Here is a 25,376-nt window from a genome sequence, read left to right on the forward strand (position 1 = left end):
GCAAAGAGAAGTAAGTGCCTGCCCCGCACAGGGGCGACGCTAATAGACCAATAAGAAATCAAGGAAAGGCCAACCCCGTAGGCACACAACAACAAGCGCCGCGCAAGCAACCAAATCAAGAAAAGCCAACACCTTAGGCAAACAAACAAAAAAACGAACAGACGAACAAAAACCCTTACCCCCCAGCGCCCCGCGCAAACGCATACTCATGTAACGCATCAATAACCCGATCAAACTCAAACGACTTATCGTAAAAGTGCCGCACACCATACTGCTCACACCGTTCCCGATAAGCCGGCAACGCATGATTCGTCAGCACTGCAGCAAAAATCGAATCAATCATCCCCTCGCGCTGCAAGTAAGCAAGTACAGGCACCCCTGACCCCTGCTTCAACTGCAAGTCCACAATCACCGCATCAAACGTCTCGTCGCTCAACAAAGCAATCGCCTGATCGGCGGAATCCGCATACGCGGCCACCTGCAGCAAACCGGATGCGTCAATCGCTTCGACAAGGCTCCTGCGGATCAGCGGCGAATCCTCGATCAGCAGCACGCGCAACGGCGCGCGACTGGCTGGCTCAACAGTGTTCGATTCGCTGTTCATCGGTGTGTCTCGATCGTCCATTATTCGATCAAGCCATTCTTGATCGCGTAATAAGTCAGATCGGCATTGTTCGCCAACCGCATTTTCTCCAACACGCGCGCCCGGTAAGTACTCACGGTCTTCACGGACAAATGCAATTCCTCTGCAATGTCAGTCGGAATCCGTCCCGCCGCGAGCTTGCAGAATACCTGGAACTCACGCTCGGATAGCGCTTCGTGCGGCCGCCCCGCCGCCGGCTTGTCGAGGTTGTCGGCCAGCGTATCGGCCACCGCCTCCGACAGGTAACGATGTCCACGCGCCACCGCGCGGATCGCCCGCACGATCTCCTCAGGCTCGCAGTCTTTGTTGAGGTAACCGTTGGCGCCCGCTCGCAGCAGGTTGATGGCGTATTGGCTCTCCGGATAGCCCGACAGAATCAGCACGCCCTGCTCCGGCCGAATCTGCTTGATCACACGCAACGTGTCGATGCCGTTCTTGTCCGGCATCGCGATGTCGAGCAGCACCACATCGAATGCCTGCTCCCGCACGAGACTAATGGTTTCATCGCCGGTCGCAGCTTCGGCCGCGACGCACATATCCGGCTCGTCAGCGACGAACTGCCTGAAGCCGCCTCGGACGATCGCATGGTCGTCAGCTATCAACACTCGAATCATCAGTCTGGTGTCCGTGCAACAGGATTGCTCCAAAGCAGACATTGTAATGATCTGGCCCAGTTTCGGCCGAAGACGGAGAGTCACAGCGGCAAAAGCCGCGGACATCGCCGGTGCGGGAAATCATCCAGACCTTCCCGCGCCGGCCGCCACGCCCGAACAGGCGCGGCAGCGGAAGCGACCATTCACGCCCAAGCCATCCAGCGCTTATCAACATCCGCCTGGTAACATCCGCTTGTCGACGTCTGCCTGGCAAGATCCGCCTGCCGACATAGCCTATCAATGCCCGCCTGGCAACATCCGCTTGCCTAAATCTGCTTATCCGCATCCGCTTGCAGACGTCTGCCTATCAACGCCTGCCTGACAATACCCGCTCGCCGACGTCCCGCTTTTCAACCTTGTTACTCGCGGCCTTCGAGCAGATCTGCCATATCATCAGCATGCTCTTCCTCAACAGCGAGGATTTCTTCGAACATCCGGCGCGTCGTCACGTCCTTCTCGCCAAGATAGCGCACGATCTCGCGATACGTGTCAATCGCAATACGCTCTGCGATCAGATTTTCGCGGATCATGTCGGTCAGATTGTCGCCTTCCTTGTATTCCGAATGCGAACGTGTCTTCAGGCCGTCCGGTGCGAAATCCGGCTCGCCGCCAAGCTGCACGATACGCTCGGCGATACGGTCGGCGTGTTCCTGTTCTTCGGTTGCATGCTCCGCGAATTCCGCTGCCACGGCCTCGGAGTTGATGCCCTTGGCCATGAAATGATGTCGTTTATAGCGCAGCACGCAGACGATTTCAGTGGCCAGCGAGTCGTTGAGCAACTTCAGTACCGTCTCGCGATCCGCACCGTAAGTTTGCGTCACCGCGCCATCCGACATGTGCTTGCGCGCATCGTCGCGGATCTTTTTTACGTCCATCACGAACGGATCGCTGGATTGAGCTGCTGCGCCTTGGGCGCCAGAAGACTTCGCCATTGAATTTCTCCTTTATCCGGTATTGGGGGAATTGCGTATCCCGCACGAATCGCGCCTGATACGCCGGTTTAAGGATGGGTATTCGTCTATGTTCGGAATACGCCGAGCAGCAATGTGACGACAAACACGACAAGGAAGATATAGAACAGGATCTTCGCGATTTCCGCCGCGCCCGCTGCGATACCGGTAAAACCGAACACGGCGGCAATGATCGCAATGACAAAAAAGACGATGGCATAGTGAAGCATGGCAACTCTCCCTATTGTTGGTCTGCGTGAGACGGACCTGCAGCGAACCTGAAGGCAACCTGAGGCGAATCGCTCCCTCGCAATCGGCGGGAACGGTACACAAACGCCTCATCGAGCGGCGCTAATCGACGATTTTCTTCGTCACCACAAAGCCGAGCACGAGGAATACCACGCACAGAATCACGAACACGATAAACAGGAACTTCGCAATTGCCGCCGCGCCCGCAGCGACACCGGTAAAGCCGAGAAGGCCGGCAATTACCGCGATAACGGCAAAAAATAGCGCCCATTTCAGCATGATGGCTTCCTCCAGAATCAATCAATGAACGATCAGGTCCATCCTATCGACCGGCGTCGGTGGGCGCATTCCGACGCATTCCGTTTTTCGTGTGAGAATCCGCTTACATTGGATTACGGCAGCGTTACGCCGCTTGCGTCGTGCAGCTTGCATCGGTTGCCCAGGTGTACGGAGGTTGCGATTCGAAGGGCAACACACTCACTCCATCCCCGAGCCCGGCGGAAGTTACACTGATGTTCCATCCTAGGAGCCGAATGTGCCGAACGTGTCGAACCCGCAGAATCCAGGGGCTGCAGCGCGGCTGAGCGACTGGATGCGCAATCGCAGTTGGGCGATCGCGATGACCGTCGCGATCGTCATCACCGTGGGCGGACTCGTGATTCTCGAAACCGCGCGCGAGCGGATTGCCGCGGAATACGAAACGGCGCTCGAAGCGCGCGACGTCACCGTGCAACTGAGCATGCTCGCAAGCCAGCTATCCCGCCTGAGCGCGCATCAAAGCGGTTTTCTTCTGACGAAGCAGGATGCATCCGCGCAGGGTTTTTGCGCGACTGCGGGACAGATACGGCAGAACGAACAGCAATTGGGCAGGTTCTACCGTAGCGGCAAACCGGACAGCGCCGAGGTCGCGAGTTTCATGCAGATCGTCGCGCTGATCGAAGCGCGCATCGGCGCAGGCGCTGCTGCATTGCAACGCGTGGCAGCGCATCCGCTCGATCTCTCCACCTGCGGCAGTGCGAGCGAGGCCAGTCCCGCCGATGCCACCTTGGTCGACAGCACGCTCACGCTGCTGCGCGACAACGAAGAACGCCGCGCGCAGCACGCCCTCGATGCAAGCCGCGCCGACCAGCGTATCTCCACACTGTGCGCGGCTGGGCTGTCCGCGCTGAACATCGTGCTGTTCATCCTGCTGTTTCGCAATATCGGCATCCAGATGGATCGGCAGGCGCGCGTACAGCGTCAACTGATCACGCAGCAGGAAGAACTCGATCAGCTCGTCAATGAACGCACACGCCAGCTCGAAGCGCTGGGCTGGCACTTGCAGGCCGTCAGCGAAAACGAAAAGACGCAGCTCGCGCGCGAACTGCATGACGAACTCGGCGCAATCCTGACCGCGAGCAAAATGGATGTGGCCTGGGCCAATCGCAAGCTGAAGGACAGCGACCCCGACATCTCCGAAAAACTCAGGCGCGCGCTCGCTAATCTCGACCAGGGCATCGCGCTGAAGCGTCGCATCATCGAAGACATGCGGCCCACCGTGCTGACGAATTTCGGGCTGGTCACGGCGCTGCGCACGCTCGCCGACGAAGCCGCGCAGCGCAACAACTGGATGCTCGAATCGCACCTGCCCGCCGACGATATCCAGCTCGACGAGCAAACCGAGATCGCCCTCTTCCGTGTCGCGCAGGAGTCGTTGACGAACGCGGCGAAGTACGCACGGGCCTCGAAGGTATCGATCGCCCTGCGGATCGGCGACGGCCAGGTGGCGCTGCACATCGCGGACAACGGCGTCGGCATCACGCCCGCCGATCTGAAGCGCACGCACACCCATGGGCTGCTCGGCATGCGCCAGCGCGTCGCCGCGCACGGCGGGCGCTTCGATATCCAGCGCGGCGCGCCAAGCGGCACCGACATCCATGTGGTGATGCCAAGTGTCAGCACGGCAACGCCGTCAGTCGATCTGCCGCCGTCCACGCCGTTGCGAACGTCTGTCTAGCAAGGCTTTGCGGCCCATTGCAAAAAGCCGTGTAGGAGTGCGCCGACGCCAACACCGGAGCACGCCTACAACAAAATCGCAACGCAACTGACAGCGCTGCCTCTGCCCTTTTTTTAACATGCAATCAGACCGGATCGACTGGTGTAGGCCCCGGTCGGACGACAGCTAGCCCGGCTAGCGCGTGCCGTCAACATGGGCACGTCAACCGATGCATTCTCGACAAGGAGAACTTTCATGAATCGACTGATCGCTTTGCTTCTCATTGCAGGGACGGCGGCACTCGCGGGTTGCAACACGATGGCGGGCGCTGGGCAGGATATTTCGAAGGGTGGCAACGCCATCACGAATTCGGCCGACCAGGCCAAGTAAGCTAGCGAGATCCAGGCGACTGCCTGGCGCCTCGCGGCGCCTTGCCAAGCAGGATCTCCACAGCCCGTCGCGGGAAACCGCGACGGGCTTTTTTTATGGGCGCGGATATCGGCCACAAACGGACCCACAAGCCGGCCCACAAACAAAACGGCGATCCACTCGCGTGGATCGCCGCTCCGTCCTCCCAAGGACTGTCGCTTATCGTATGTGCCGCATGCTATGCACGCATGCTCGCTTGCGGGCTTATTGACCCGTCAGCGTGTTCGTCAACTCGACGCTCGGTGTGCTGGTGTTGCCGTTCTGCGCGACCAGCAGATGGATCTGACCCGGCACGAGTTGACTCAGCGCACCGGCGATCGGCACCGACGTCACCAGCCAGTCGGCGTTGTTCGACAGCGAGAAAGATTGCGACTGGAAGATCGGTGTCTTGCTGCCTGCCACCGTCGCGATCAGCACATATTGGCCGCCCGATACGTAGATCGAATCCTGACCGCTTGCCGGGACTGCGTTCTTGAACGCCACACCCGCCATCGTCGGACTGGCGTTGGTGATGTCGGTGCTGGTTGCCTGAACCAGATACAGATCGAGGTTGGTCGCATTGGCCGACGCGTTGAATCCACGCAGGCGCGCGCTATTGGACAGCAGACCCTTGTCGAACGGGTCGTCGATCAGGCCGATATCCGGCGCTGTCAGGCCCGGTAAAGCCAGCACGGTGTAATCGTGACCCTTCGCAACATCGGGGAAGCTACCGCTCGCCAATGCGGTCGTCGTGCCCGTGTTCGAGTACGCGACCGTGGTTGCGCCCGTGTTGATATTGGTCAAGTTCGTCACACCCTTATAGCTGATGTTCGTCTGTCCCGAGGGCGCGGTACCGTTCACGAGAAAGTCGACTGCCGGGCCGCCCGGAATTGCGTTGATGAAATGGATCTCCGGATTCGTCAGGCCGAGCTCCTTGCCTACGTCGCTGGAGCCGCCGCCACCGCATGCGCTCAGAAAGGACGCCGCAGCGACCACAGCCGTCATGGTTCGGATCATTTTCATTGTGCTCACCTCTATCTATATTGGGCCCACGACCCGTTGATTTGCGAGCGCGCCACTTCGGGCATCGCGCCGGCTGGAAACCTTGTTCGTTGGTTAGTGGAACGGTTTCAGGCCGGCTCTCCGAAAGGAAGCACCCCCTCCCTGCTGCACATCGCGCCTGTTCTGGTGGGCGGCGCGGTCCGTGTCGATGGACGCTCGAACTCAGCAATGCGTGTGCCGCAGGGTCCAATATGGCTTCTGGCACCAGATGAATGTCTTACGGAGCAACGAGTTGCAGGGATTAGAATTTTTCCTCGGAAGATTGGATCGGTGAGCAGTGTATTGTTCGTGCGCACCCAATACTTACACGGCCCCCCTGCATGTCTTACCAACACTTACTCGCCGAACTCGACCTTGGCTTCACCCGCTTGCGCAACCGCGTGGTGATGGGTTCGATGCACACCGGCATGGAGGACCGTTTCTGGAATTACCCGAAACTGGCCGCGTATTTCCGCGAGCGCGCGAAAGGTGGCGTCGGCCTGATCGTCACGGGTGGAATCTCGCCGAACCGGCAAGGCTGGTTGCTGCCCTTTGGCGGTACGCTGAATTCGGTGTTCGATCTGCGCAATCACCGCTTGCTGACCGAGGCCGTGCATGCCGAAGGCGGCAAGATCGCATTGCAGATCCTGCATGCGGGTCGCTATGGGTACCAGCCGTTCGTCGTGTCGGCGTCGGCGCTCAAATCGCCGATCTCGAAGTTCAAACCGCGCGCGCTTACGGAAGCTGGTATTGCGCGGACCGTGCGCGACTATGCGCGCTGTGCGCGCCTCGCCCAGCGCGCCGGGTACGACGGCATCGAGATCATGGGCAGCGAAGGCTATCTGCTCAACCAGTTCCTGTGTCCACGCACGAACCATCGTAGCGACCGCTATGGCGGCAGCATCGAGAACCGCATGCGGCTCGCGCGCGCGATTGTCGAACACGTGCGCGCGGCGTGCGGCGAACGCTTTATTGTGGTGTACCGGCTCTCGCTGATCGACCTGGTTGAAGGCGGCAACACCTGGGAGGAGACCGTACAGGTCGCCCAGGCGCTCGAAGCCGCCGGCGTCACGATGTTCAACACAGGAATCGGCTGGCATGAAGCACGAGTGCCGACCATCGTCACCTCCGTGCCGCGAGCGGCCTTCGCAGCGCTGAGTGCGCGGCTGAAGGCCGCCGTCAAGGTTCCTGTGATCGTGTCGAACCGCATCAATACACCCGAGGTCGCGGAAGAACTGCTCGCTCAGGGAGCGGGTGATCTGGTTTCGATGGCGAGGCCACTGCTTGCCGACCCCGAGTTCGTGCTGAAGACCGCCGAGGGACGTTCGCACGAAATCAACACCTGTATCGCCTGCAATCAGGCCTGCCTCGATCACACGTTCAAGAACCAGCGCGCGAGCTGTCTCGTGAATCCGCGTGCGGGACGTGAGACCGAGTTGATCTACCAGCCGGTTCCAAGCCCGCAGGCGGTGCGTTCGGTTGCGGTAGTCGGGGCGGGCCCGGCGGGGCTTTCCGCGGCGACTGTTGCGGCGTCGCGCGGGCATCGCGTGACGTTGTTCGATGCGAGCGCAACGATCGGCGGTCAGTTCAATCTGGCGATGCGCGTACCGGGCAAGGAAGAGTTCAGCGAAACGATCCGCTATTTCCAGAGCCAGTTGCAGCGCCATCGCGTCGACGTGCGGCTCGATACGCGCGTCGATCCTGCCCTGCTCGCAGCAGGCGGTTACGACGATGTGATCATCGCCACGGGCATCGTGCCGCGGAGCCCCGCGATTGCGGGCATCGACGGAACGAACGTGTTGTCTTATGTGGACGTGCTGCGCGGTGCGCCGGTGGGACGCCGCGTCGCGGTGATCGGTGCGGGCGGGATCGGCTTCGACGTCAGCGAGTTTTTGCTGCATCGTTCCGGCGATCCGCTGCCGATGCCGCGCGATGCATGGCTCGACGAATGGGGTGTCGATCTCACGGTGCGGGAGCGCGGCGGCTTGAAAACGCCGGCGCCGGCGCAGCCATTCCGCGAGATCTGGTTGCTGCAGCGCAAGGCTGGCAAGCTCGGCATGGGGCTTGGCAAAACTTCGGGCTGGGTGCATCGCGCGACGTTGGCGCGAAACGGCGTGAAGATGCTCGGTGGCGTGTCGTATCTGGAGATCGGCGAGCGCGGTTTGAAGATTGCGCGCGAAGGTGTCGAAGAATGGCTCGAGGTGGACACGATCGTCGTGTGCGCGGGGCAGGAATCGTTGCGCGATCTGCATCCGGAGACGGCGGCACGAACTGCGGACAGGTCAAACGCCGCGAATGGGACCGGCAGCGCAAACAGCGTTAAAAGTTCGAATGGCGCGAATGGTCCGCGCTATCACGTGATCGGCGGCGCGAAGGTGGCGACCGAACTGGATGCGAAGCGCGCGATTCGCGAGGGCGCGGAAGTGGCGGCGGCGCTTTGACTCAGTGGCAAGCGGAGTGATCGCCGCGCTCCGCAGCAGCGGAACGCGAAGAACGGACAGCGGAGCGGGTGGCCGGCAGCAGACGGCTGCCCGCCGCCCTCCTCAGGCGAGGCCCTTCTTCCGGTAATCGAGCCAGAAAGACAGACCCACGCTGGCCAGAATCACGATCGTCGCGATCACTGTCGAATGCGTGACCGGCTCGCCGAGCAACAACGCGCCGAGCGCCACCGCGACGACCGGATTCACGTACATGCAACTGCTGGCGATGATCGGACTCGTATGCCGGATCAGAAAACCGTACGCGACGTAGGCGGTCATGGTCCCGATCAGCATCAGGTAGACGAAGGCCAGCACCGGCAGAAAATGCACCTCCATCATTCGCTCGCCCGATACCCAGGCGACCAGCGTCGACATCGCGCCGCCCAGTCCAATCTGCAACGACGTCGATAGAAACAGGTCCGACGGCAATTTCAGCCGGCCAGCCAGATGCGCGCCGCCGGCCCAGAAAAGCGCACCGCACAGGATCGCCAGGCTGCCGCCGGCCGATCCCGGCGCGCTGTCGCCGTGACTCAGGATCGCGATGCCCACCAGCCCGAGGCCGACCGCGAACCACTCGCCTCTGCCAATCTTGCGCCCCGCCACCGCCGCGATGACCGTCGCGAATAGCGGCACGGTCGCGACCATCACGGCCGCGGTGCCGGTACCGACGGTGCGCATGCCGTATGCCAGCATGCCGCTCGACAAACCGACCAGCATCGTGCCGACAAGACCGGCATTGCGGATTTCGCCCGCGCTCGGCCAGACCGGATTGCGGCGCGCCGCGAAAATGAAGAGCCCTATGCCGGCAAACAGATTGCGCAGTCCCGAGAGCAGCAGCGGCGGAAACGACCCGAGCGCGACGTGCACGGCGAGATAGGTCGAGCCCCACACGAGATAGACGACGGCGAGCGCGAGCGCGATCTGTCCGTTGCGGGACTGCGGCAAACGGATGGGAAAACCACGCGGAAAACGGCTGGGGAGTTGCGGCGACATGCGTTCAACCCGCCCATGCCGCTCGAGGTGCTGCGCCCCCGCTGAAAACCCAGTGTCGGGATGGCGGACACCGCATCGGCGATGCGGTCTGAAGGGCGAGGCTGGCGGACATGTCGGTGGAACAGAAAGACGATAGATGGCCAATGGGGCCACAACGCCGCGGCGGTCGATAAAAATCGATCCACGGCTGACACGCGCCCAAAGTTTGGCGCGCATCGCATTATGCAGTAAGCGCCCACCGCGTCGCCTGAAAGAATCGTAACTTTTTTGCGTACTTGCAACAAAAAAGCCGGGGACATTTCCCCGGCTTTTGTTGCGCCCGTGATACCGACGTTGAAGCTATGCAAGCGGCATCGCCGGCAACGTTCAGTTGGCCATCGCGCCCGACGCTTCGTGCTTCATGCCCATCGCGTCGCCGCTCTTTTTCATCTTGTCGTGCTTCATCGTGTCCTTCTTCATGCTGTCCTTCGACATGGTGTCTTTGGACATCGAATCCTTCGACATCGTGTCTTTGGACATCGCGTCGTTGGACATTGCGCCGCTTGCCTGTGCGAACGCGGCGCCGCCGCTGGTCAGGAGGGCGACGGCCATTGCTGCGATTGCGAACTTTTTCATGGGATAACTCCGTTTTGTGATGGATGAACCTGAACCGGCTTCTGGCCTTTACCTTGTGCCGGGGTACTTCCGAAGCTTCTGCCGCCCGGGGTCGCGCGTTGGGTCCTGCACGCGCCGACCCGCGCGTCAGGAGCCTCCGAACCAGTTGTAGCCCTGGTCGACCCAATAGCCGCCGGGGAACGTGTTAGTGACAAACATCTCGACGATGTGCTTCGGATTCTTGTAGCCGAGCTTGGTCGGCATGCGCAGCTTCATTGGGAAGCCGTATTTCGCGGGCAGACGTTCGCCGTCATAGGAAAACGTGAGCAGCGTTTGCGGATGCAGCGCGGTCGGCATGTCGATGCTTTCGAAGTAGTCGTCGGCGCATTTGAAGCCGACGTACTTCGCGCTCGTGTCCGCGCCGATGCGCCGCAGAAAATCGGCAAACGGCGTGCCGCCCCAGCGGCCGATCGCGCTCCACCCTTCCACGCAGATATGCCGCGTGATCTGCTCGGCATGCGGCAGCGCGTACAACTCGGGCAAGGTCCAGGCACGCTGACCGGTCACGAGGCCGCTGATTTTCAGCTTGTAGTCGGAGCCGTCGACCTCGGGGACGTCGTCGATTCCGTAGAACGCGTTGAACGGGAATGGCCGCGTGATCTGCGCTTCGGTGTAGGTCGGCGCGAGCTGCTTCGGATCGAACAGTGCGGCTTGCGCGCGGTCGTTCAGGCGCGACACGGCCGTCAGGAACGCGTTGACCGAATCGTTGTCGGTCAACGAGCAGCCGGTCAACATCGACAGGCCGCCGAGCGTCAGAAGCCGTTTGCCGAACAGGCGCCGCGACGGCATCGCGAGTTCGCGTCGGGCGTCGATCAGGATCGACTCGCGGTCGAGCTTATTGCCAGCCATCAGGGCAAGTTTTCGATCGGGCTTGGTATCGGGCTTGTTCATGATTCGATGTCCTTAAGCTTTGCGTATCCGGGTATCAATGGCTTAGCGTCCGCGCAGCATGGCCAGCAGCGAGCGCGGCACGAGCGCCACCATCGCCAGATGCACAACGATGAACGCGGCCATCAGCGACATGGCGCAGAAGTGGACGATGCGCGCGTTGTCGTAGCCACCCATCAGCTCACGCAGCAGCGGAAACTGCACCGATTTCCAGATCGCGAGACCCGAGAGCACCAGCACGATCAGATCGCAGACGACAAACAGGTAAGCGAATTTCTGCACCGCGTTGTAGACGCGCAGATCGGCGTGCGAGAGCTTGCCGGTCAGCGCGGCGACGAAGTCGTGCAGCACGGCGCGCGGCGAGACCGGCAGGAACTTGCGCACGAAACGCCCGCTAGCCAGGTTCAGCGCGAGATACAGCAGACCGTTGAAAACCAGCAGCCACATCGCCGCGAAGTGCCATTGCAGCGCGCCGCCGAGCCAGCCGCCGAGCGTGATCCCGGTGGGAAACGTAAAACCCTTGAAGATCGGCGATGCGTCATAGATGCGCCAGCCGGACAGCATCATCAGAATGGCCGCGAGCGCATTGAGCCAATGCGTGACGCGCACCCACACCGGATGAATCGCGCCGTGCTTCGGCGTGACGGGCGGAGCGATTTCGCTAAGAGCATGAGGCGTTGCCATGAGAATCTCCGGTGAAATGGGGGCGCTGAGGGGGCGTCGCGCGATCAATTGCAGGCGGCCAGTTCGCCCACTTGCAGCACGTCGCCGGTCGCGGCATTTTCGACGAACGCGACTACGCCGAAATTGTCGGCCGGGGCGTTGGCATCGGCATCGTCGATGCGGATATCGCGGCGGATTTGCGCGTGACCGGCAACCAGTGGCACGGGGCCAATCCATTGCCGCACGACGCGTTCGTGATGCAGCGTCGCGCCGCTGTTTTCCCCGGCTCTGACCTGCGAGTTCAACGCGTTCTGGTAGACCGCGACGTAAGCATTTAGCTGGCCTGTTGCGTCTGCCGCCTTGCTGGTGAATTGCGCATCGACATTGAAGGCGCCCTTAGCCTGCGGCTTCAGTTCAAGCGCCACGTTTGCCTGCGCCGGTTCGGCGACGACCTGGCCGATGCGGCTCTGGAAACTGTCGCGCTGCGACCAGCTGCGCAGCTCACGGCCGGACACGAAGATCTCAGGTGTGTAGATGGTGTGGCCGCCGGCGAGGTCAGTGAGGGTTTGCTGACGTTCGGTAAAGCGGTGCTGTGAAAAGCGGTCGGTCCAGCCGAGGCTATTCCAGTAGTCCACGTGCAAGGCCAATGGCACGATGCTTTGGGTTGCGCCGCTGTTTTTCCACTGGCTCAGCCAGTTGTCCGCGGGCGGGCAACTGTTGCAGCCTTCGCTACTGTAGAGCTCCACCAGCGCTACACGGTGGGATGGGCTGTGCGACGCGCATACGGCGCCGGCGGCGGTGGCGAGGCCGCTGGCTGACAGGGTTGTCAGCGCGACGGCCAGAGCGATTGCGCGGGCGACATGCCGGTTGGCTCGGCGGGTTCGTGCGGTTTGCATGGCGTGCTCTCATCAGGATCTGCACGTTTGTCGATCCACGAGCCCGCTTATGACAGCCAGTTCTGATTTTTATTTTGTCTGGGTTGTTCGACTACGGTCGCGACCGTTCCATGCTGGTTTACTCCCGCGGGGGCGGTGTGTCTGTACGCTTGAGGGCAAACGGCCCCAATACCCCGGCCCCGCGAAGGCGCCTCAATCGTAACTAACGACAATCGTCACCCGGGTATCCGACGCCGCATTCTTCGGGGCAAGCGACAGCACCCCGCCATCGCGGCTAACCCGGTAGTGTCCATCACTAGCGGCGCGAGACGCATGGCCACCGCTATCGACAAAACGCTCGACCACCGCATCACGCGCCGGCGCGCCGTTGTTCACCTGAAGAGCGACATCGGCACCCGTCGCCACGCCCGGCGCAGTGCTAAAGGTTAGCGTGACCGCCGAACCCGTCTGCGCGAGCCGCCCGCCGCCTGCGTCGACGCGTGCTCCGGCCGGCGCCGCCGAAATCGCCAGTTGCGGCGCCACGATCGCGCCCGAAAAACTGACCGTTCCACCACTCGCCGCCACCGCCGGCATTGGCGATGCACCCAGCGCTGCCATCGCCACTATGGCGCCGAGCGCCCCAAACCGCATCAGTCCCGTTTTCATGAGCCCATCTCCTTAAGCCGTCTCGATCCGCGTCACGCCATTGACGCGCTATTGACGCGCCACCCACCGCCGGTCGCACGGCTGGGCAACGGCCGCCCCTACAGGCGGATTAACGGCAGCGCCGCGGCGGCCTTGAACGACCCTGTGTGAAATAGACGCGCCGCACCCTACGCACACGACACCGCTCGGCGGCGATTAAGGGGACGCCCGGCCCGTGCTAACATTCCCCTTTCGATTGCGTCGATTAAGTTTCTTTCCGGCGCTCATCCCAATACTTTTCGCTCTCTGCCGGCTACCCCCATGCGTCCTCCGTTCTCCCGTGCCCTCACCCGCTTGCGCCCCCGCCGCGCAACCGGTTGGGCGCGCGCGGACGCAGCCGCGCCTCACGCCGGCCAGCCGTCCCGAACGCTCCCGCTTCTCGCCGCCCGGCGCCCGATCTGACGTTGCTTCCTCCATTGCCGGAGCCACGTCGTCGGGCTCCGGGCTGATCTCATTCGCACGCAATTCCCCTATATGCAGATCAATTGGAGAACCCGTCATGAAAAAGACGAAAACCTGTTACCTCACCGAACTCGACGTCGCCCGTCTTGAAAAACACGCGGCCGCGCCCGGCGCTGACGCCAAACTGCAGGACATGCTCGACGACGTCCTGGAACGCGCCGTGATCGTCGAATCGCGCGACATTCCCGCGAACATCGTCACGATGAATTCGCAAGCCACGCTGGTCGACGAAACCAGCGGCGAGCAGATGACCTGGACGGTCGTTTATCCGCCCAATGCGGATTTCGCCCAAGGCCGCCTGAACGTGTTTTCGCCAGTCGGCCTCGCCTTGCTCGGTGCCAAACGCGGCGAACGCATCCGCTTCACGCCGCCGAGCGGCACGGAGAAAGTCCTAAAGCTCGAAAAAATCCTGTTTCAGCCCGAAGCCGCCGACGATTTCACGCTGTAAGCCAAGCGCACTCGCGACGCAGAACCGCTGCGCCGCATCATTCCCGGCAGCCCTATCACAACAAGAATAGTGCGTGGCTGGCCGGCGTTATCTCCGACATCTGACTTTTTCAAGACGGGTTGCCAAGCACCGCCCGGGCGGTGTATTGTGTGCGCTGCTAACGCGGGGGTCCTGCGTAGCGCGGAGGTTGGAGGTCCGTGCTGCGTGGGTGAGAAATACCCTTTGAACCTGATCTGGATAATGCCAGCGCAGGGAAGCGTACGGATTTCGCACCTGGTCTACCGTTTCATCTCTCGCGATTTCCGACAACTTCCATCTCGTCTCCTGCTTAGCGGCCCACATTGCTTTGCGAGGAGATACGCATGAACGCCAACCCGAAGTTTCTTTCCGCCGACGCCCACGTCGATGCCGCCGCTGTCGCCCCGCTGCCGAATTCGCGCAAGATCTACGTCACCGGCTCGCGAGCCGATATCCGCGTGCCGATGCGCCAAATCTCCCAGGCCGACACGCCGGATAGCTTCGGCGGCGAGAAGAATCCGCCGGTGTATGTCTACGATACGTCGGGCCCCTACTCCGATCCGGAAGCCAAAATCGACATCCGCGCCGGTCTGCCCGCGCTGCGTCAAACCTGGATCGAAGAGCGCGGCGACACCGAAGCGCTGACGGGTCTGTCGAGCGATTTCAGCCGGGAACGCGCCGCCGACACGGCAACCGCCGAACTCCGCTTTCAGGGTCTGCACCGCACGCCGCGCCGCGCCGTCGCCGGTAAAAACGTCTCGCAGATGCACTACGCGCGTCAGGGCATCGTCACGCCGGAAATGGAATACATCGCGATTCGCGAGAACCAGCAACGCGCCGCCTATCTGGAAAGCCTGAAGACGAGCGGCCCGAACGGCGAAAAGCTCGCGGCCATGATGGGCCGCCAGCATCCGGGCCAGGCGTTCGGCGCAAGCGCATTCGGTCCCGACGGCCTGAAGGAAATCACCGCGGAATTCGTGCGCGAAGAAGTCGCCCGCGGCCGCGCGATCATTCCGAACAACATCAACCACCCGGAAAGCGAGCCGATGATCATCGGCCGTAACTTCCTCGTGAAGGTGAATGCGAACATCGGCAACTCGGCGGTGACCTCGTCGATCGGCGAAGAAGTCGACAAGATGACCTGGGCGATCCGCTGGGGCGGCGACACGGTGATGGATCTGTCCACCGGCAAGCACATCCACGAAACGCGCGAGTGGATCATCCGTAATTCGCCGGTGCCGATCGGCACGGTGCCGATCTATCAGGCTTTGGAAAAGGTCAACGGCAAGGCCGAAGACCTGACGTGGGAAATCTTCCGCGACACGCTGATCGAACAGGCCGAACAAGGCGTCGACTACTTCACGATTCATGCGGGCGTGCGTCTGCAATACGTGCCGCTGACGGCGAAGCGCATGACGGGTATCGTCTCGCGCGGCGGCTCGATCATGGCGAAGTGGTGCCTGGCTCACCACAAGGAAAGCTTCCTGTACGAGCACTTCGAAGACATCTGCGAAATCATGAAGGCGTACGACGTGGCCTTCTCGCTCGGCGACGGCCTGCGTCCCGGCTCGATCTATGACGCCAACGACGAAGCGCAACTCGGCGAGTTGAAGACGCTCGGCGAACTCACGCAGATCGCGTGGAAACACGACGTGCAGACCATGATCGAAGGCCCGGGCCACGTGCCGATGCAGCTGATCAAGGAGAACATGGACCTGCAACTGGAATGGTGTGACGAAGCGCCGTTCTACACGCTCGGACCGTTGACGACCGACATCGCACCGGGCTACGACCACATCACGTCGGGCATCGGCGCCGCGATGATCGGCTGGTTCGGCACCGCGATGCTCTGCTACGTCACGCCGAAGGAACACCTTGGGCTGCCGAACAAGGACGACGTCAAGACCGGCATCATCACGTACAAGCTCGCCGCGCACGCCGCCGATCTGGCGAAGGGCCATCCGGGCGCGCAGGTGCGGGACAATGCGTTGTCGAAGGCACGCTTCGAATTCCGTTGGGAAGACCAGTTCAATCTCGGTCTTGATCCGGACAAGGCACGCGAATTCCACGACGAAACGCTGCCGAAGGATTCGGCCAAGGTCGCGCACTTCTGTTCGATGTGCGGCCCGCATTTCTGCTCGATGAAGATCACGCAGGACGTGCGCGAATTCGCCGCGCAACAGGGTCTCTCCGACGACGACGCGCTGAAGAAAGGCATGGAAGTGAAGTCGATCGAGTTCATGAAGAAGGGCGCTGAGATTTATCAGCGGCAGTAAGGTAGGGATCGCGGGCGCATGAGCGCGCGCCCGCCGTTCGAACCTTCTGCGTCACGGTATTGCAGCACCGAAGCCCGCCACTGGCGGGCTTTTGCGCTTCTGTGCGGGCGGGCACGCAGCATGCTGACATTGTCCGGACACCATGAATGGAGTCAGCATCATGAAATCGATTCGTCAACTCAGTACGTTCGCTGCGATCGTCGCGGTTATCGCAAGTCTTTCCGCGTGTGACAACATGACCACGCGGCAACGCGATACGGTGATCGGCGCGGGTGTGGGCGGCGCCGCAGGCGGGCTGATCGGCGGCAATGCACTATCGACGATTGGCGGTGCGGCAGCGGGCGGCATCATCGGTAATCAGGTCGGCAAGTAAGCGTCGGCGACGCGTTCAGGGGAAGCCCGCGCGGACATCAACCGTATCAACGGCAAGCAACGAACTTGCCCGCACCAACGAGCGTGCGGGCACACAGCGTACGCGACCTGCGCCATGCTGGGTGCTTCGCGAATTGCTTTGCAATGACGTGAAATAAGCCGTTACGGTTTTGCAATCCTGTTGGCGCTGCGGCGGCGTAAGCTCAAGCCACTACGCCCCGGATGGCGGCGTCCGATGTCACCAGGAGCACGTCATGAAGTCCCCCGTCATCAAGTCTCTTTACGCGATCAGCCAGCGGCTGCCGCGCGGCTTGCCCCGTCTTTCGCAAACTGGCATCGCGCTGGCCGGCGTGGCCTGTGTGCTGACGCTGTCCGGCTGCTACTACCCGTACGGCTACTATCCGGGCTACTACCCGTATTACGGTTATGGCACGGTCCCAGCCAATGGCGTCCAGCAGGAAGTAAACGTCGGCACTGCCGGCGATTCGGCAAGCTCGCAGCAACAGCAACAACAACAGGCTCAAGCCGCGCAGCAGGCGCGGGCCAACGCGCAAACCCAGCCGCCCACCTACGCGGTGGCCCAGCCACCCGTGTACGTTGCGCCTCCCTATCCCGCCTATCCTCCCTATCCCGCCTACTATCCACCGCCGGTCTATCCGGCTTATTACGGCTATCCGGGCTGGTATGGTCCGTCGGTTTCGATCGGCTTCGGTTTCGGCGGCTATTGGGGAGGCCATGGTGGCTGGGGTGGCCACGGTCACTGGCACTGAATCTCGCAGCCGGATCTCGCTGATCTGCTTTGACTGTCCCGTGCCCGCAACGATCGCGGCACGGGATGGACGCATGCCTCACGACGTCGTGCGCACGCCTTTGCCTGAAAGGGTGCATGCCGCCCGCCAGGACGCGCCATGCCGCGCCGGGCAGGCCTCCCGCGCACCATGCGCGACGATCCCGCCACGCAAGACACGGCGCCCCTTCTGTCCTTCGCCCGTACTTTCCCTTCTTGACGCGCTCCAATCGGGCCCTATGCTTGGGGAAGCCACACGCAGTACTCGTTTAAATAAGCGACCCGGCGCGTCCCGCACGCGCCGCCGACGCCCATCCGTCCTGCCACAGCGACGCGCCCGTAGTGCGTAGTCCCGCGTCGAGTTCGAACAACAACGAAGGAGACGTGATGTTTCACCAACTACTCACTCCCGTCGGCAATGCGCTATTGCCGTCGTTTCTGGTTGCCGCGCTGCCGATCATCGTCGTCCTGTTACTGCTTGGCTGGGCGCGCCGCCCGGCTTGGCAGGCTTCACTCGCGGGACTGATCGTCGGCCTGATCGTGGCGGTTTTCGTATGGCAGTTCCCGGTCGGACTCGCGCTCGCTTCGGTCGCCAATGGCGCGGTCTTCGCCTGCTGGCCGGTGATGTGGATCGTGTTCGCGGCGATCCTGCTCTACAACATCTCGCAGCGCTCGGGCCGTTTCGCGGCCTTCCGTATGTGGATGATCGACAACCTGCCGAACGACCGACGCGTCGTGCTGGTCGTGATCGGCTTTTCGTTCGGCGCGCTGCTCGAAGGGATTTCCGGCTTCGGCACGCCGGTCGCGATCACCAGTTCGCTGCTGATCCTGCTCGGCTTCCCCACCCTCGAAGCGCTCACCTTTACACTGATCTTCAATACCGCCCCGGTCGCGTTCGGCGCGCTGGGCGTACCGATCACGGTACTCGGCGCGGTCACGCACCTGCCTGCCGACACGCTCGCCAAAATGGTGGGACGGCAATTGCCATTCTTCGCCTTGCTGCTGCCGTTCTACGTGATCGGGGTGTATGCGGGCTTTCGTAACATGCTGCGCGTGTGGCCAGTCCTGCTGGTATCGGGCGCGAGTTTCGCGCTGACGCAGTTCGTCGCATCGAACTACGTGAACTACAGCTTGACCGACGTGTTGTCGTCGATGGTCTCGCTGATCGTGACGATCGCGTTCCTGCGTGTATGGAAGCCCGCCGTCGATCCAAAGTTCGCGATCAACATCGATCGCGTGGGCGAGGTGCGCGGCAAGATCAGCGGCGGCAAGGGCTGGTATCCGTGGATCATCGTCTCGGCGGTGGTGATCGTCTGGACCGTCGCCAAGATCTTCCTGATCGGCGACGTCAAGGTGCCGTGGCCGGGCCTCGACAAGGCCGTGTACATCACCCTGTACAACACGCCATACGGCGCGGTGTGGGACTTCCAGCCGCTCGCCACCGGCACGGCGATTCTGGTCGCCGCCATCATCACGTCGTTCGTGACGGGTCTGGGGGTGCGCGAATTTGGCAAAGCCGTTGTCGATACGTGGGTCCAGACGCGCATCGCCATTCTGACGGTGGCGACCATCGTCGCGCTCGCCTATCTGATGAACTACTCAGGGCTCACCTACACGCTCGGGCTCGGTGCTGCGTCCGTCGGACCGTTCTTTCCGCTGGTATCGGCGTTCCTCGGCTGGGTCGCGGTATTCCTGTCCGGCAGCGATACCTCGGGCAACGCGCTGTTCGGCAACCTGCAGGTGGTGGCGGCCCATCAGTTGAACCTGAACCCGATCCTGATGGCGGCGACCAACTCGTCGGGTGGCGTGATGGGCAAGATGATCTCCCCGCAAAACATCTCGACCGGCGTGGCGACGACCGAACTCAAAGGCAAGGAAGGCGTCGTATTCGCCAAGACCTTCAAGCACTCGATTCTATTGACGGTGATCCTCGGCGTGCTGGTGTGGGTGCAGCAGAACTTCCTGCAGGGGATGATTCCGCACTGAGGTTTGCCTGATCGTGGCTGTAACGGAAGGCGCTTGCCAGTTTCCCGGGACTGTAGCTTGCGCGATGGGTCCGCTCAGCTAGTTGACGAACGAAGGGGTAAATCGGCGGACGTGCTCTTTTGGGCACGTCCGTTTTTTAACAATATGCATTCGACACGCCCTGGGGCCGCGTCAGCGGCCAGTGCCGCTCGTGCTTCTCAACCGTGTGCCGACGGTGCTTGTTCGTGCCGGCGGCACCGCTGCCAAAGTCCATACGACTGATACCACTGCCGCAAAATAACTCACGCTTCCAGGGCAACCACCCCGTCACGCCTGCATCCGCTCCCTTCGTCACTCCAATGTCATCGCAATTTTTCTCACATTAGCGTGAGAATTGCTCGTTTTGCAGCGCGCTCGGCTGCCCTTACGATGATGGCTATCAGATGCCCTTCATCTCGCGAATCTTGCCGTTTCATTCCAGCCTGAAACGTTTCGCGCGATCGCGCTGCTACGATGCGCTGGCGTCTCGACTCAACCGCGCGCGGCGCCACGACAATGAATACCAAAAACCTGTTGCAGTTACTGATCCTGGCCGCCCTATGGGGCGCCTCGTTTCTGTTTATACGTGTCGGTGTCGCGGACTTCGGTGTCGCACCGCTGATGGCGTTGCGAGTCGGCATCGGTGCGATCTTCCTTGCAGTCGTGCTGGTCGCGCGGCGGCCGTTGCGTCAGTCCGCAACGATCCTGCGCACGCGCGCCTTTCCGCTTCTCGTGGTCGGCATTCTGAATTCGGCGGCGCCGTTCTGCCTGTTCGCGTATGCCGAGCTGACGCTGTCGGCGGGCGTGACGTCCGTCATCAATGCAAGCACGCCGCTGTGGGGCGCACTCGTCGGCTTTCTGTGGCTGCGTGACCGCCTGAGTGCGCTGCGCACGCTCGGTCTCGTGATCGGCTTTCTCGGTGTACTGATGCTGGTGTGGGATCAGATCGCTGCGCCGAACGGTTCGGCCGCCACGCCGTTGAGCACTGCGCTCGCGGCCGCCGCCGCGCTCGGCGCTACGCTGCTTTACGGCATCGCTGCCAATTACACGAAGCGCCACCTGACCGGTGTCGACGCATTGACCGTCGCGACCGGCACGATGACCGGCGCCACCATCGTGCTGCTGCCGCTTGCCGCAATCTACTGGCCGGCAGCGCCGATCTCGCTGCACGCCTGGGGCGCGGTCATCGCACTGGGTATCGCGTGTACCGGCGTCGCGTACATGCTGTTCTTCCACCTGATCGCGGTGGTTGGGCCGGCACGTGCGATTACGGTGACCTTCGTGATTCCGATCTTCGGCATTCTGTGGGGCGCGTTATTTCTCAGCGAAACGGTATCGCCGGGCATGCTGGAAGGCTGCGGTGTGATTCTCGTCGGCACCGCGCTTGCCACCGGCGTAATCAAGCGCCTGCCCTGGAGCGGTCCGCGCCGCGCCGACACCTGAAAATCGCCGCGCGCAGTACGTCCGGCGCAACCCATCCCGAGTACCCAAAAAAATAGCCCGCACTCCATTGGAGTGCGGGCGAAACCGTCGCCCTACGAGGATAGGCGACGGGGCCACCGAGGCCGCGCGCCACGCGCGCAGGCCATCATCAGGCTAAGCATCGGTTCGTTCGCCGATGCCGAAAGGGTCTGGGAATTGCCGATTCGAGATTCACCGCAAGCTCACGGCGGATGTTACGAATCCGGCCCCATGAGTCTTTAAAAGCAGCTTGCGTGCCAGTTATGGAGATTCACAAGAAATTGTTCGCAAACCATTGATTGTTATTGGATTGTTTTGCGATGAAAACATGCTGAGGAGGTCGGCGGAAAGGGTTCTGCGAGTTACGTCACCGGGGTAACGTCACGTAACATGCGGCCGCACAGGGCGGCCGCAGTGCCTCGCTTCTTGCGTTTGAAGCGAGGCCGAACATCAGGACATCGGCCATTTCGTGCGCTGTGCGGCCGTATGTCGGACACGCAGAACGGCCGGCCGCCGCGTCTCGCGCGGCGACAAGGCCGCACCGCATACAAGTGCCAGGACGAGCAAGCTCGCCGCCCACATCCAGTAAGGAATCACGTCGAACATGGCCATCTCCCGTTGAGCGCCGGTTTATACCGGTGTTCCTGGACAGAAGCAAAACGCGTGCGCGCCATGCTGGCGGTCTCGCGGTCTCGCGGTCTCGCGGTCTCGCGGTCTCGCGGTCTCGCGGTCTCGCGGTCTCGCGGTTCGAAGGATGAAGCGGACATAAAAAAACCCGCCCGGGCTGCACGCCGGGCGGGTTTTCAAACAGCGTTCGCTGCGTGCTGCGACTTCGTTCAGTGCAACTGGTCGACCATCAGACCCATGATCTGCTTGGCTTGCGGGCTCTGATCGATACCCCCCTTGTCGTCGACCACGGCCACACGGGTCTGGTTAGGCGTCACCGCGCGCACGTTCACGAGATACTGCTTGGCGACCTTTTCCTTCTTGCCGTGGAACACCTGGCTCCAGAAGCCCTGCTCCGCCGAGGTCATATCCTTCGGATCGACATAGCGCACGAAGTACAAACCGCGGCTCGCATCGCGATCGTCGACCGTGAAGTTGCTACGGTCGAGCGCGAGGCCCACACGCAGCCACGCACGGTCATACGGCTCGCCAAGAGTGAGTTCGGTGGACGAGAACTGTGCCGCCGTGCTGTTCGCCGCGTCATCCGGCATGGGCGGTTGTGCCGACAGCGCCACGTTCTGCGCAGCCGTGGCCGCAGCCGCCGACTTCGCACCCGCCGCAGCCGCGTTCGGCGCCGTTTGCGCGCCCGCCGGCGAGAGTTCGGCGCTCTGCGTATCAGCCGACTTCGTGCGTGAATCGGTCAGCGCCAGCGCTGCCATCAGCCGCTTCAGATATTCCTGTTCGAGGCCCGGATCGTTCGGCTTGGCTTCCCACTTGGTCGAATCGTTGTTCGTGCCGGTGATCGCCTCGCGCATGCCCTTCTGGCTGATGAACACATAGGTGCCGCCGTTCGGCGCCGTTTCGAGACGCGTGCGGTACTTGTTGCGCTCAGAACTCACATAGCTGTTGCCCATTGCCTTGGACAGCGTGTCGCGGATCAGGCCGTCGTTGATCTGTGCGTGCGTTTCGTTCCAGTCGGTTTCCATCACGCCCTTGTCGCGCTGGTCGACCACCAGCAGGAAACCCTGTTCCTGCCAGAAACGGCGGATTTGCGGCCAGGCCTGGTCGGGCGCCTTGTTGTCGATCACGAGCCAGCTTTCCGTGCCGTCGCGCTGGATATGCATGCCGGTGACCTGTGGCACCACCGTCAGGGTGCTGGTGGCCGGTGCTTGCGCCTGGACCTGCTTGAGCGTGGACAGCGAGGTTTCGCCGCCTTGCGGGGGCAACGAACGCTGATCGGACGTCTCATCGATCATGTTCGGCGGTACGGCGAGCGACACCTGCTTCGATTTCGAGTCGCTTTTGTAGTCAATTTTGGTCGGCGACGAGGTGCCGCAGCCGGCGACCAGACCGCCTGCCATCAGCATTACTGCAAACCGCTTGGTAAGACGAAGATCAGTCATGTTCAGGGAATCCTTCCGCTACGCCACGGCAAGTTTCCGTGGATCAACCCAACATTTTACCGATCCCAGCGAGACATGTGCAAAAACCCGGGTTTGCCCGCGAATTGCGCGGCGCGCGGCCGCCAAAAACGCAGGTTGCGGCAGGCGGTCTGGACACGGATGAGTCGCTGCCTGGCGCGAGCTTCACGTTGCAGAAAAGTACTTCGTTTCGCGACAGCAATCATCTCCTCAGACAGCAGATTTAACAGTTCACAACACTTCCCAATCGCCTGTCAGATAGGTTCTGGCTCATCGTCAGATCATTGTTTTAAAAGACACTTTCCGCTCTTGTCACGCGCCATTTTCGAGATTACCTCAAGCGCCGCGCGCCGCTCCTGACAAGGATCAGGAAACCGCGGTGTTATCTTGAATTGGACGTCTCAATAAAAGATTGAGCGCTCCAATTGCGAGACAGGTTGCCATGCCAAATCCTTCTTTCTTACCTGCCCTCGCCGTCCCGGCGATCGTGGTTGCGGTGCTCTGTGCCAGCACCGACGCGCATGCCGAATTGGGCGGCACGATGCCCACCCAGACAAATTCGACGGCCGCGGCGCCCCAACTCCTGCTGAACGGCGCCTTACGCCTGCGCACGCTAACCGATGCGGGCAATACCATGATCAACGAGTACGCGACGAATACCGGCCAGATCATCGCTTACACGTGGCAAGGCCCGACCATGCCGGATCTGCGCGCGCTGCTGGGAAAGTACGCCGACTCCTACAGAACGGGTGCCGCGGCGTCGGTGCCGGACGGCAACCTGCATGCCTCGCGGGTCGTTCGCCCGGACGTAATCGTGGAGTCCGGCGGCCCGATGCGCGGCTACGCAGGGCGCGCGTGGCTACCCGCAGCCTTGCCGTCCGGCGTCACAGCCGACGATTTTCACTGACGCGCACAAATCGACAAAAAACACCTCGGCGATTGCCCCCGACATCATGAAACCCTCTTCTCGTCTCCATGCCCTGCTCCTCGTCTGCACGGCACTCGCCGGTTGCGGCGGCGGCGGTGGCACATCGGCGGACTCGTCCCAGGCAAGTTCAGCTAGCCCGGCCAGCAGCCCGAACACGGCAAACCCGTCGGCAGCCAGCGCGCCGTCCGGAGCCGCCGTTTCGAGCACGGCCACCTCCGTGCCACAGTCGAGCACGCCGAATGTCCAGCCGATCACGGTCACCACCGCGCCGGGCCTGACGCGCAACATGCTGACGACGAGTGTCACCGTCTGCCAGCCCGGCACCAGCAATTGCGCGACGATCAACAATATTCAGGTCGACACCGGCTCGCACGGCTTGCGAATTCTCGCGTCCACGCTGCCGGCCGGCCTCACGCTGGCGGCGGTGGGCTCAGGCAGCGGGGCCACCGGCGAGTGCGCGGTATTCGGCGGCGGCTATGCGTGGGGCGCTGTGCGCAGCGCGGATGTGCGCATGGCAGGTCAATTGGCCGCAGCCATTCCGATCCAGGTGATCTCGGATCCCGCCCTGCCCAACGTACCCACCGACTGCGCCGGTTCGGGCCCGGCAATGCTGACCGTCTCCAGCCTGCGCGCCAACGGCATTCTTGGCGTCGGCTTGTTCGCGGCCGACTGCGGCAGCGGCTGCGTCAATGCCGCGCTACCGCGCTGGTATTACGGTTGCGACGCCGGAGGCAACTGTCTCGCCCGCACACAAGCGCTTGCGCAGCAGGTGACCAATCCGGTCAGCAAGTTCGCGCTCGACAACAACGGCGTAGTCATCGACCTGCCGGCGATCGCCGACGCCGGCGCGGTCAGCGTGTCAGGCTCGATGATCTTCGGCATCGGCACTCAGGCGAACAACACACTCGGCGGCGCAAGTGTGGTCAAGGCGAATCAGGTCACAGGGTATGTGGCCACCAGCAGCGCCGGCCAGACTTATGCGCAGAGTTACCTCGACAGCGGCTCGAACGGCCTGTTCTTCGGCAATAGCCAATTGCCGCAATGCGGTTACTGGTACTGCCCAAGTTCGACGCAAACGGCGAGCGCCTCGATTGTAGGTACCGACGGTGCATCGACCACCGTGTCGTTTGCGATCGGCAATTCGACCACGCTGTTCGCGTCGCCGAACAATGCCTTCAACAACCTGGCCGGCATCGCCGGCAACAGCTTCGGCTGGGGCCTGCCGTTCTTTTTCGGCCGGCGCGTCTATACGGCGATCGCGTCGCGCGCAACGTCGGCCGGGCCGGGTCCGTATTACGCGTTCTGATTTGCATTCCGGGGCTCGATGTCGGGGCCCGCCTGGCGCAGACGGCTGCG

Annotated in this window: 24 protein-coding genes and 1 riboswitch; of the genes, 11 read left to right on the forward strand and 13 right to left on the reverse strand. The window is 62.1% G+C overall.

The features are described 5' to 3' along the window. Positions 1–175: 175 nt before the first annotated feature. The 5 genes from PQQ52_RS30460 to PQQ52_RS30480 all read right to left on the reverse strand — a co-directional run bounded on the left by PQQ52_RS30460 (position 176) and on the right by PQQ52_RS30480 (position 2,774). Complete coding sequence (locus PQQ52_RS30460; protein ID WP_408219926.1) at positions 176–604, reverse strand: response regulator; 429 nt, start codon at positions 602–604, stop codon at positions 176–178. A 20-nt stretch (positions 605–624) separates the two neighbouring features. Continuing rightward, positions 625–1,257, reverse strand: a complete 633-nt coding sequence (locus PQQ52_RS30465) for a response regulator (protein WP_408219929.1) — start codon at positions 1,255–1,257, stop codon at positions 625–627. 398 nt (positions 1,258–1,655) lie between these two features. After that, positions 1,656–2,228 (reverse strand): ferritin-like domain-containing protein, encoded by a 573-nt coding sequence (locus PQQ52_RS30470; RefSeq protein WP_408219935.1) that lies wholly within the window; start codon positions 2,226–2,228, stop codon positions 1,656–1,658. Between the two features lie 86 nt (positions 2,229–2,314). Continuing rightward, positions 2,315–2,476, reverse strand: coding sequence for a DUF1328 domain-containing protein (locus tag PQQ52_RS30475; protein WP_006052455.1), 162 nt, complete (start codon positions 2,474–2,476; stop codon positions 2,315–2,317). Between the two features lie 121 nt (positions 2,477–2,597). After that, the gene (locus PQQ52_RS30480) at positions 2,598–2,774 is read right to left on the reverse strand and encodes a DUF1328 domain-containing protein (protein ID WP_132373772.1); all 177 of its coding nucleotides are present in this window, start codon (positions 2,772–2,774) and stop codon (positions 2,598–2,600) included. Positions 2,775–3,030: 256 nt separating this feature from the next. Here PQQ52_RS30480 and PQQ52_RS30485 point away from each other — a divergent pair, with 256 nt between their 5' ends. Both PQQ52_RS30485 and PQQ52_RS30490 read left to right on the forward strand, forming a co-directional pair. Continuing rightward, on the forward strand, positions 3,031–4,491 hold the full coding sequence (locus PQQ52_RS30485) for a sensor histidine kinase (protein WP_408219938.1): 1,461 nt from the start codon (positions 3,031–3,033) through the stop codon (positions 4,489–4,491). A 234-nt stretch (positions 4,492–4,725) separates the two neighbouring features. Next, positions 4,726–4,860, forward strand: coding sequence for an entericidin A/B family lipoprotein (locus PQQ52_RS30490; protein WP_007181189.1), 135 nt, complete (start codon positions 4,726–4,728; stop codon positions 4,858–4,860). Positions 4,861–5,103: 243 nt separating this feature from the next. Here the strand turns inward: PQQ52_RS30490 and PQQ52_RS30495 are convergent, their stop codons facing one another. Continuing rightward, positions 5,104–5,901, reverse strand: coding sequence for a DUF4397 domain-containing protein (locus PQQ52_RS30495; RefSeq protein ID WP_408219941.1), 798 nt, complete (start codon positions 5,899–5,901; stop codon positions 5,104–5,106). 359 nt (positions 5,902–6,260) lie between these two features. Here PQQ52_RS30495 and PQQ52_RS30500 point away from each other — a divergent pair, with 359 nt between their 5' ends. Next, a complete protein-coding gene (locus PQQ52_RS30500; RefSeq protein WP_408219944.1) occupies positions 6,261–8,360 on the forward strand; it encodes an oxidoreductase in 2,100 nt (699 codons plus the stop codon). 102 nt (positions 8,361–8,462) lie between these two features. Here PQQ52_RS30500 and PQQ52_RS30505 read toward each other — a convergent pair whose 3' ends face one another. The 6 genes from PQQ52_RS30505 to PQQ52_RS30530 all read right to left on the reverse strand — a co-directional run bounded on the left by PQQ52_RS30505 (position 8,463) and on the right by PQQ52_RS30530 (position 13,138). Further along, positions 8,463–9,392, reverse strand: a complete 930-nt coding sequence (locus PQQ52_RS30505; protein WP_408219947.1) for an EamA family transporter — start codon at positions 9,390–9,392, stop codon at positions 8,463–8,465. A 366-nt stretch (positions 9,393–9,758) separates the two neighbouring features. Then, positions 9,759–10,007, reverse strand: coding sequence for a pentapeptide MXKDX repeat protein (locus PQQ52_RS30510; protein ID WP_408219950.1), 249 nt, complete (start codon positions 10,005–10,007; stop codon positions 9,759–9,761). Positions 10,008–10,133: 126 nt separating this feature from the next. Further along, a complete protein-coding gene (locus tag PQQ52_RS30515) occupies positions 10,134–10,937 on the reverse strand; it encodes a molybdopterin-dependent oxidoreductase (protein WP_408219952.1) in 804 nt (267 codons plus the stop codon). 42 nt (positions 10,938–10,979) lie between these two features. Further along, positions 10,980–11,618: a cytochrome b/b6 domain-containing protein gene (locus PQQ52_RS30520; RefSeq protein ID WP_408219954.1), complete on the reverse strand. Its 639-nt coding sequence runs from the start codon at positions 11,616–11,618 to the stop codon at positions 10,980–10,982. Positions 11,619–11,662: 44 nt separating this feature from the next. After that, on the reverse strand, positions 11,663–12,493 hold the full coding sequence (locus PQQ52_RS30525; protein WP_408219957.1) for a DUF1223 domain-containing protein: 831 nt from the start codon (positions 12,491–12,493) through the stop codon (positions 11,663–11,665). A gap of 192 nt (positions 12,494–12,685) precedes the next feature. Further along, on the reverse strand, positions 12,686–13,138 hold the full coding sequence (locus tag PQQ52_RS30530; protein ID WP_408219959.1) for a hypothetical protein: 453 nt from the start codon (positions 13,136–13,138) through the stop codon (positions 12,686–12,688). A gap of 538 nt (positions 13,139–13,676) precedes the next feature. On the opposite strand from PQQ52_RS30530, the gene PQQ52_RS30535 reads away from it, so the two are divergent. The 6 genes from PQQ52_RS30535 to PQQ52_RS30560 all read left to right on the forward strand — a co-directional run bounded on the left by PQQ52_RS30535 (position 13,677) and on the right by PQQ52_RS30560 (position 20,987). Then, positions 13,677–14,087, forward strand: coding sequence for a GreA/GreB family elongation factor (locus tag PQQ52_RS30535; protein WP_169487852.1), 411 nt, complete (start codon positions 13,677–13,679; stop codon positions 14,085–14,087). A 154-nt stretch (positions 14,088–14,241) separates the two neighbouring features. Then, positions 14,242–14,360: riboswitch (TPP riboswitch) on the forward strand. 89 nt (positions 14,361–14,449) lie between these two features. Beyond that, complete coding sequence (thiC, locus tag PQQ52_RS30540) at positions 14,450–16,381, forward strand: phosphomethylpyrimidine synthase ThiC (RefSeq protein WP_408219962.1); 1,932 nt, start codon at positions 14,450–14,452, stop codon at positions 16,379–16,381. A gap of 160 nt (positions 16,382–16,541) precedes the next feature. Further along, a complete protein-coding gene (locus PQQ52_RS30545; protein ID WP_408219965.1) occupies positions 16,542–16,754 on the forward strand; it encodes a YMGG-like glycine zipper-containing protein in 213 nt (70 codons plus the stop codon). Between the two features lie 253 nt (positions 16,755–17,007). After that, the gene (locus PQQ52_RS30550; protein ID WP_408219967.1) at positions 17,008–17,523 is read left to right on the forward strand and encodes a hypothetical protein; all 516 of its coding nucleotides are present in this window, start codon (positions 17,008–17,010) and stop codon (positions 17,521–17,523) included. Positions 17,524–17,927: 404 nt separating this feature from the next. After that, positions 17,928–19,526, forward strand: a complete 1,599-nt coding sequence (locus PQQ52_RS30555; RefSeq protein ID WP_408219970.1) for an L-lactate permease — start codon at positions 17,928–17,930, stop codon at positions 19,524–19,526. A gap of 534 nt (positions 19,527–20,060) precedes the next feature. After that, entirely contained in the window at positions 20,061–20,987 is a 927-nt protein-coding gene (locus PQQ52_RS30560) for a DMT family transporter (RefSeq protein WP_408219973.1), read from the forward strand. 854 nt (positions 20,988–21,841) lie between these two features. Here the strand turns inward: PQQ52_RS30560 and bamC are convergent. Continuing rightward, a complete protein-coding gene (gene bamC / locus PQQ52_RS30565) occupies positions 21,842–23,074 on the reverse strand; it encodes an NlpB/DapX family lipoprotein (RefSeq protein ID WP_408219975.1) in 1,233 nt (410 codons plus the stop codon). Positions 23,075–23,534: 460 nt separating this feature from the next. Between bamC and PQQ52_RS30570 the strand changes: the two genes are divergently transcribed. Continuing rightward, positions 23,535–23,999 carry a DUF2844 domain-containing protein gene (locus tag PQQ52_RS30570; RefSeq protein WP_408219978.1) on the forward strand — a complete coding sequence of 155 codons (465 nt, stop codon included), beginning with the start codon at positions 23,535–23,537 and terminating at the stop codon, positions 23,997–23,999. A 46-nt stretch (positions 24,000–24,045) separates the two neighbouring features. Next, on the forward strand, positions 24,046–25,326 hold the full coding sequence (locus PQQ52_RS30575; protein WP_408219981.1) for a DUF3443 domain-containing protein: 1,281 nt from the start codon (positions 24,046–24,048) through the stop codon (positions 25,324–25,326). Positions 25,327–25,376: the final 50 nt, after the last annotated feature.

This window comes from Paraburkholderia sediminicola, from assembly GCF_046030555.1.
Classification (GTDB): Bacteria; Pseudomonadota; Gammaproteobacteria; order Burkholderiales; family Burkholderiaceae; genus Paraburkholderia; species Paraburkholderia sediminicola_E.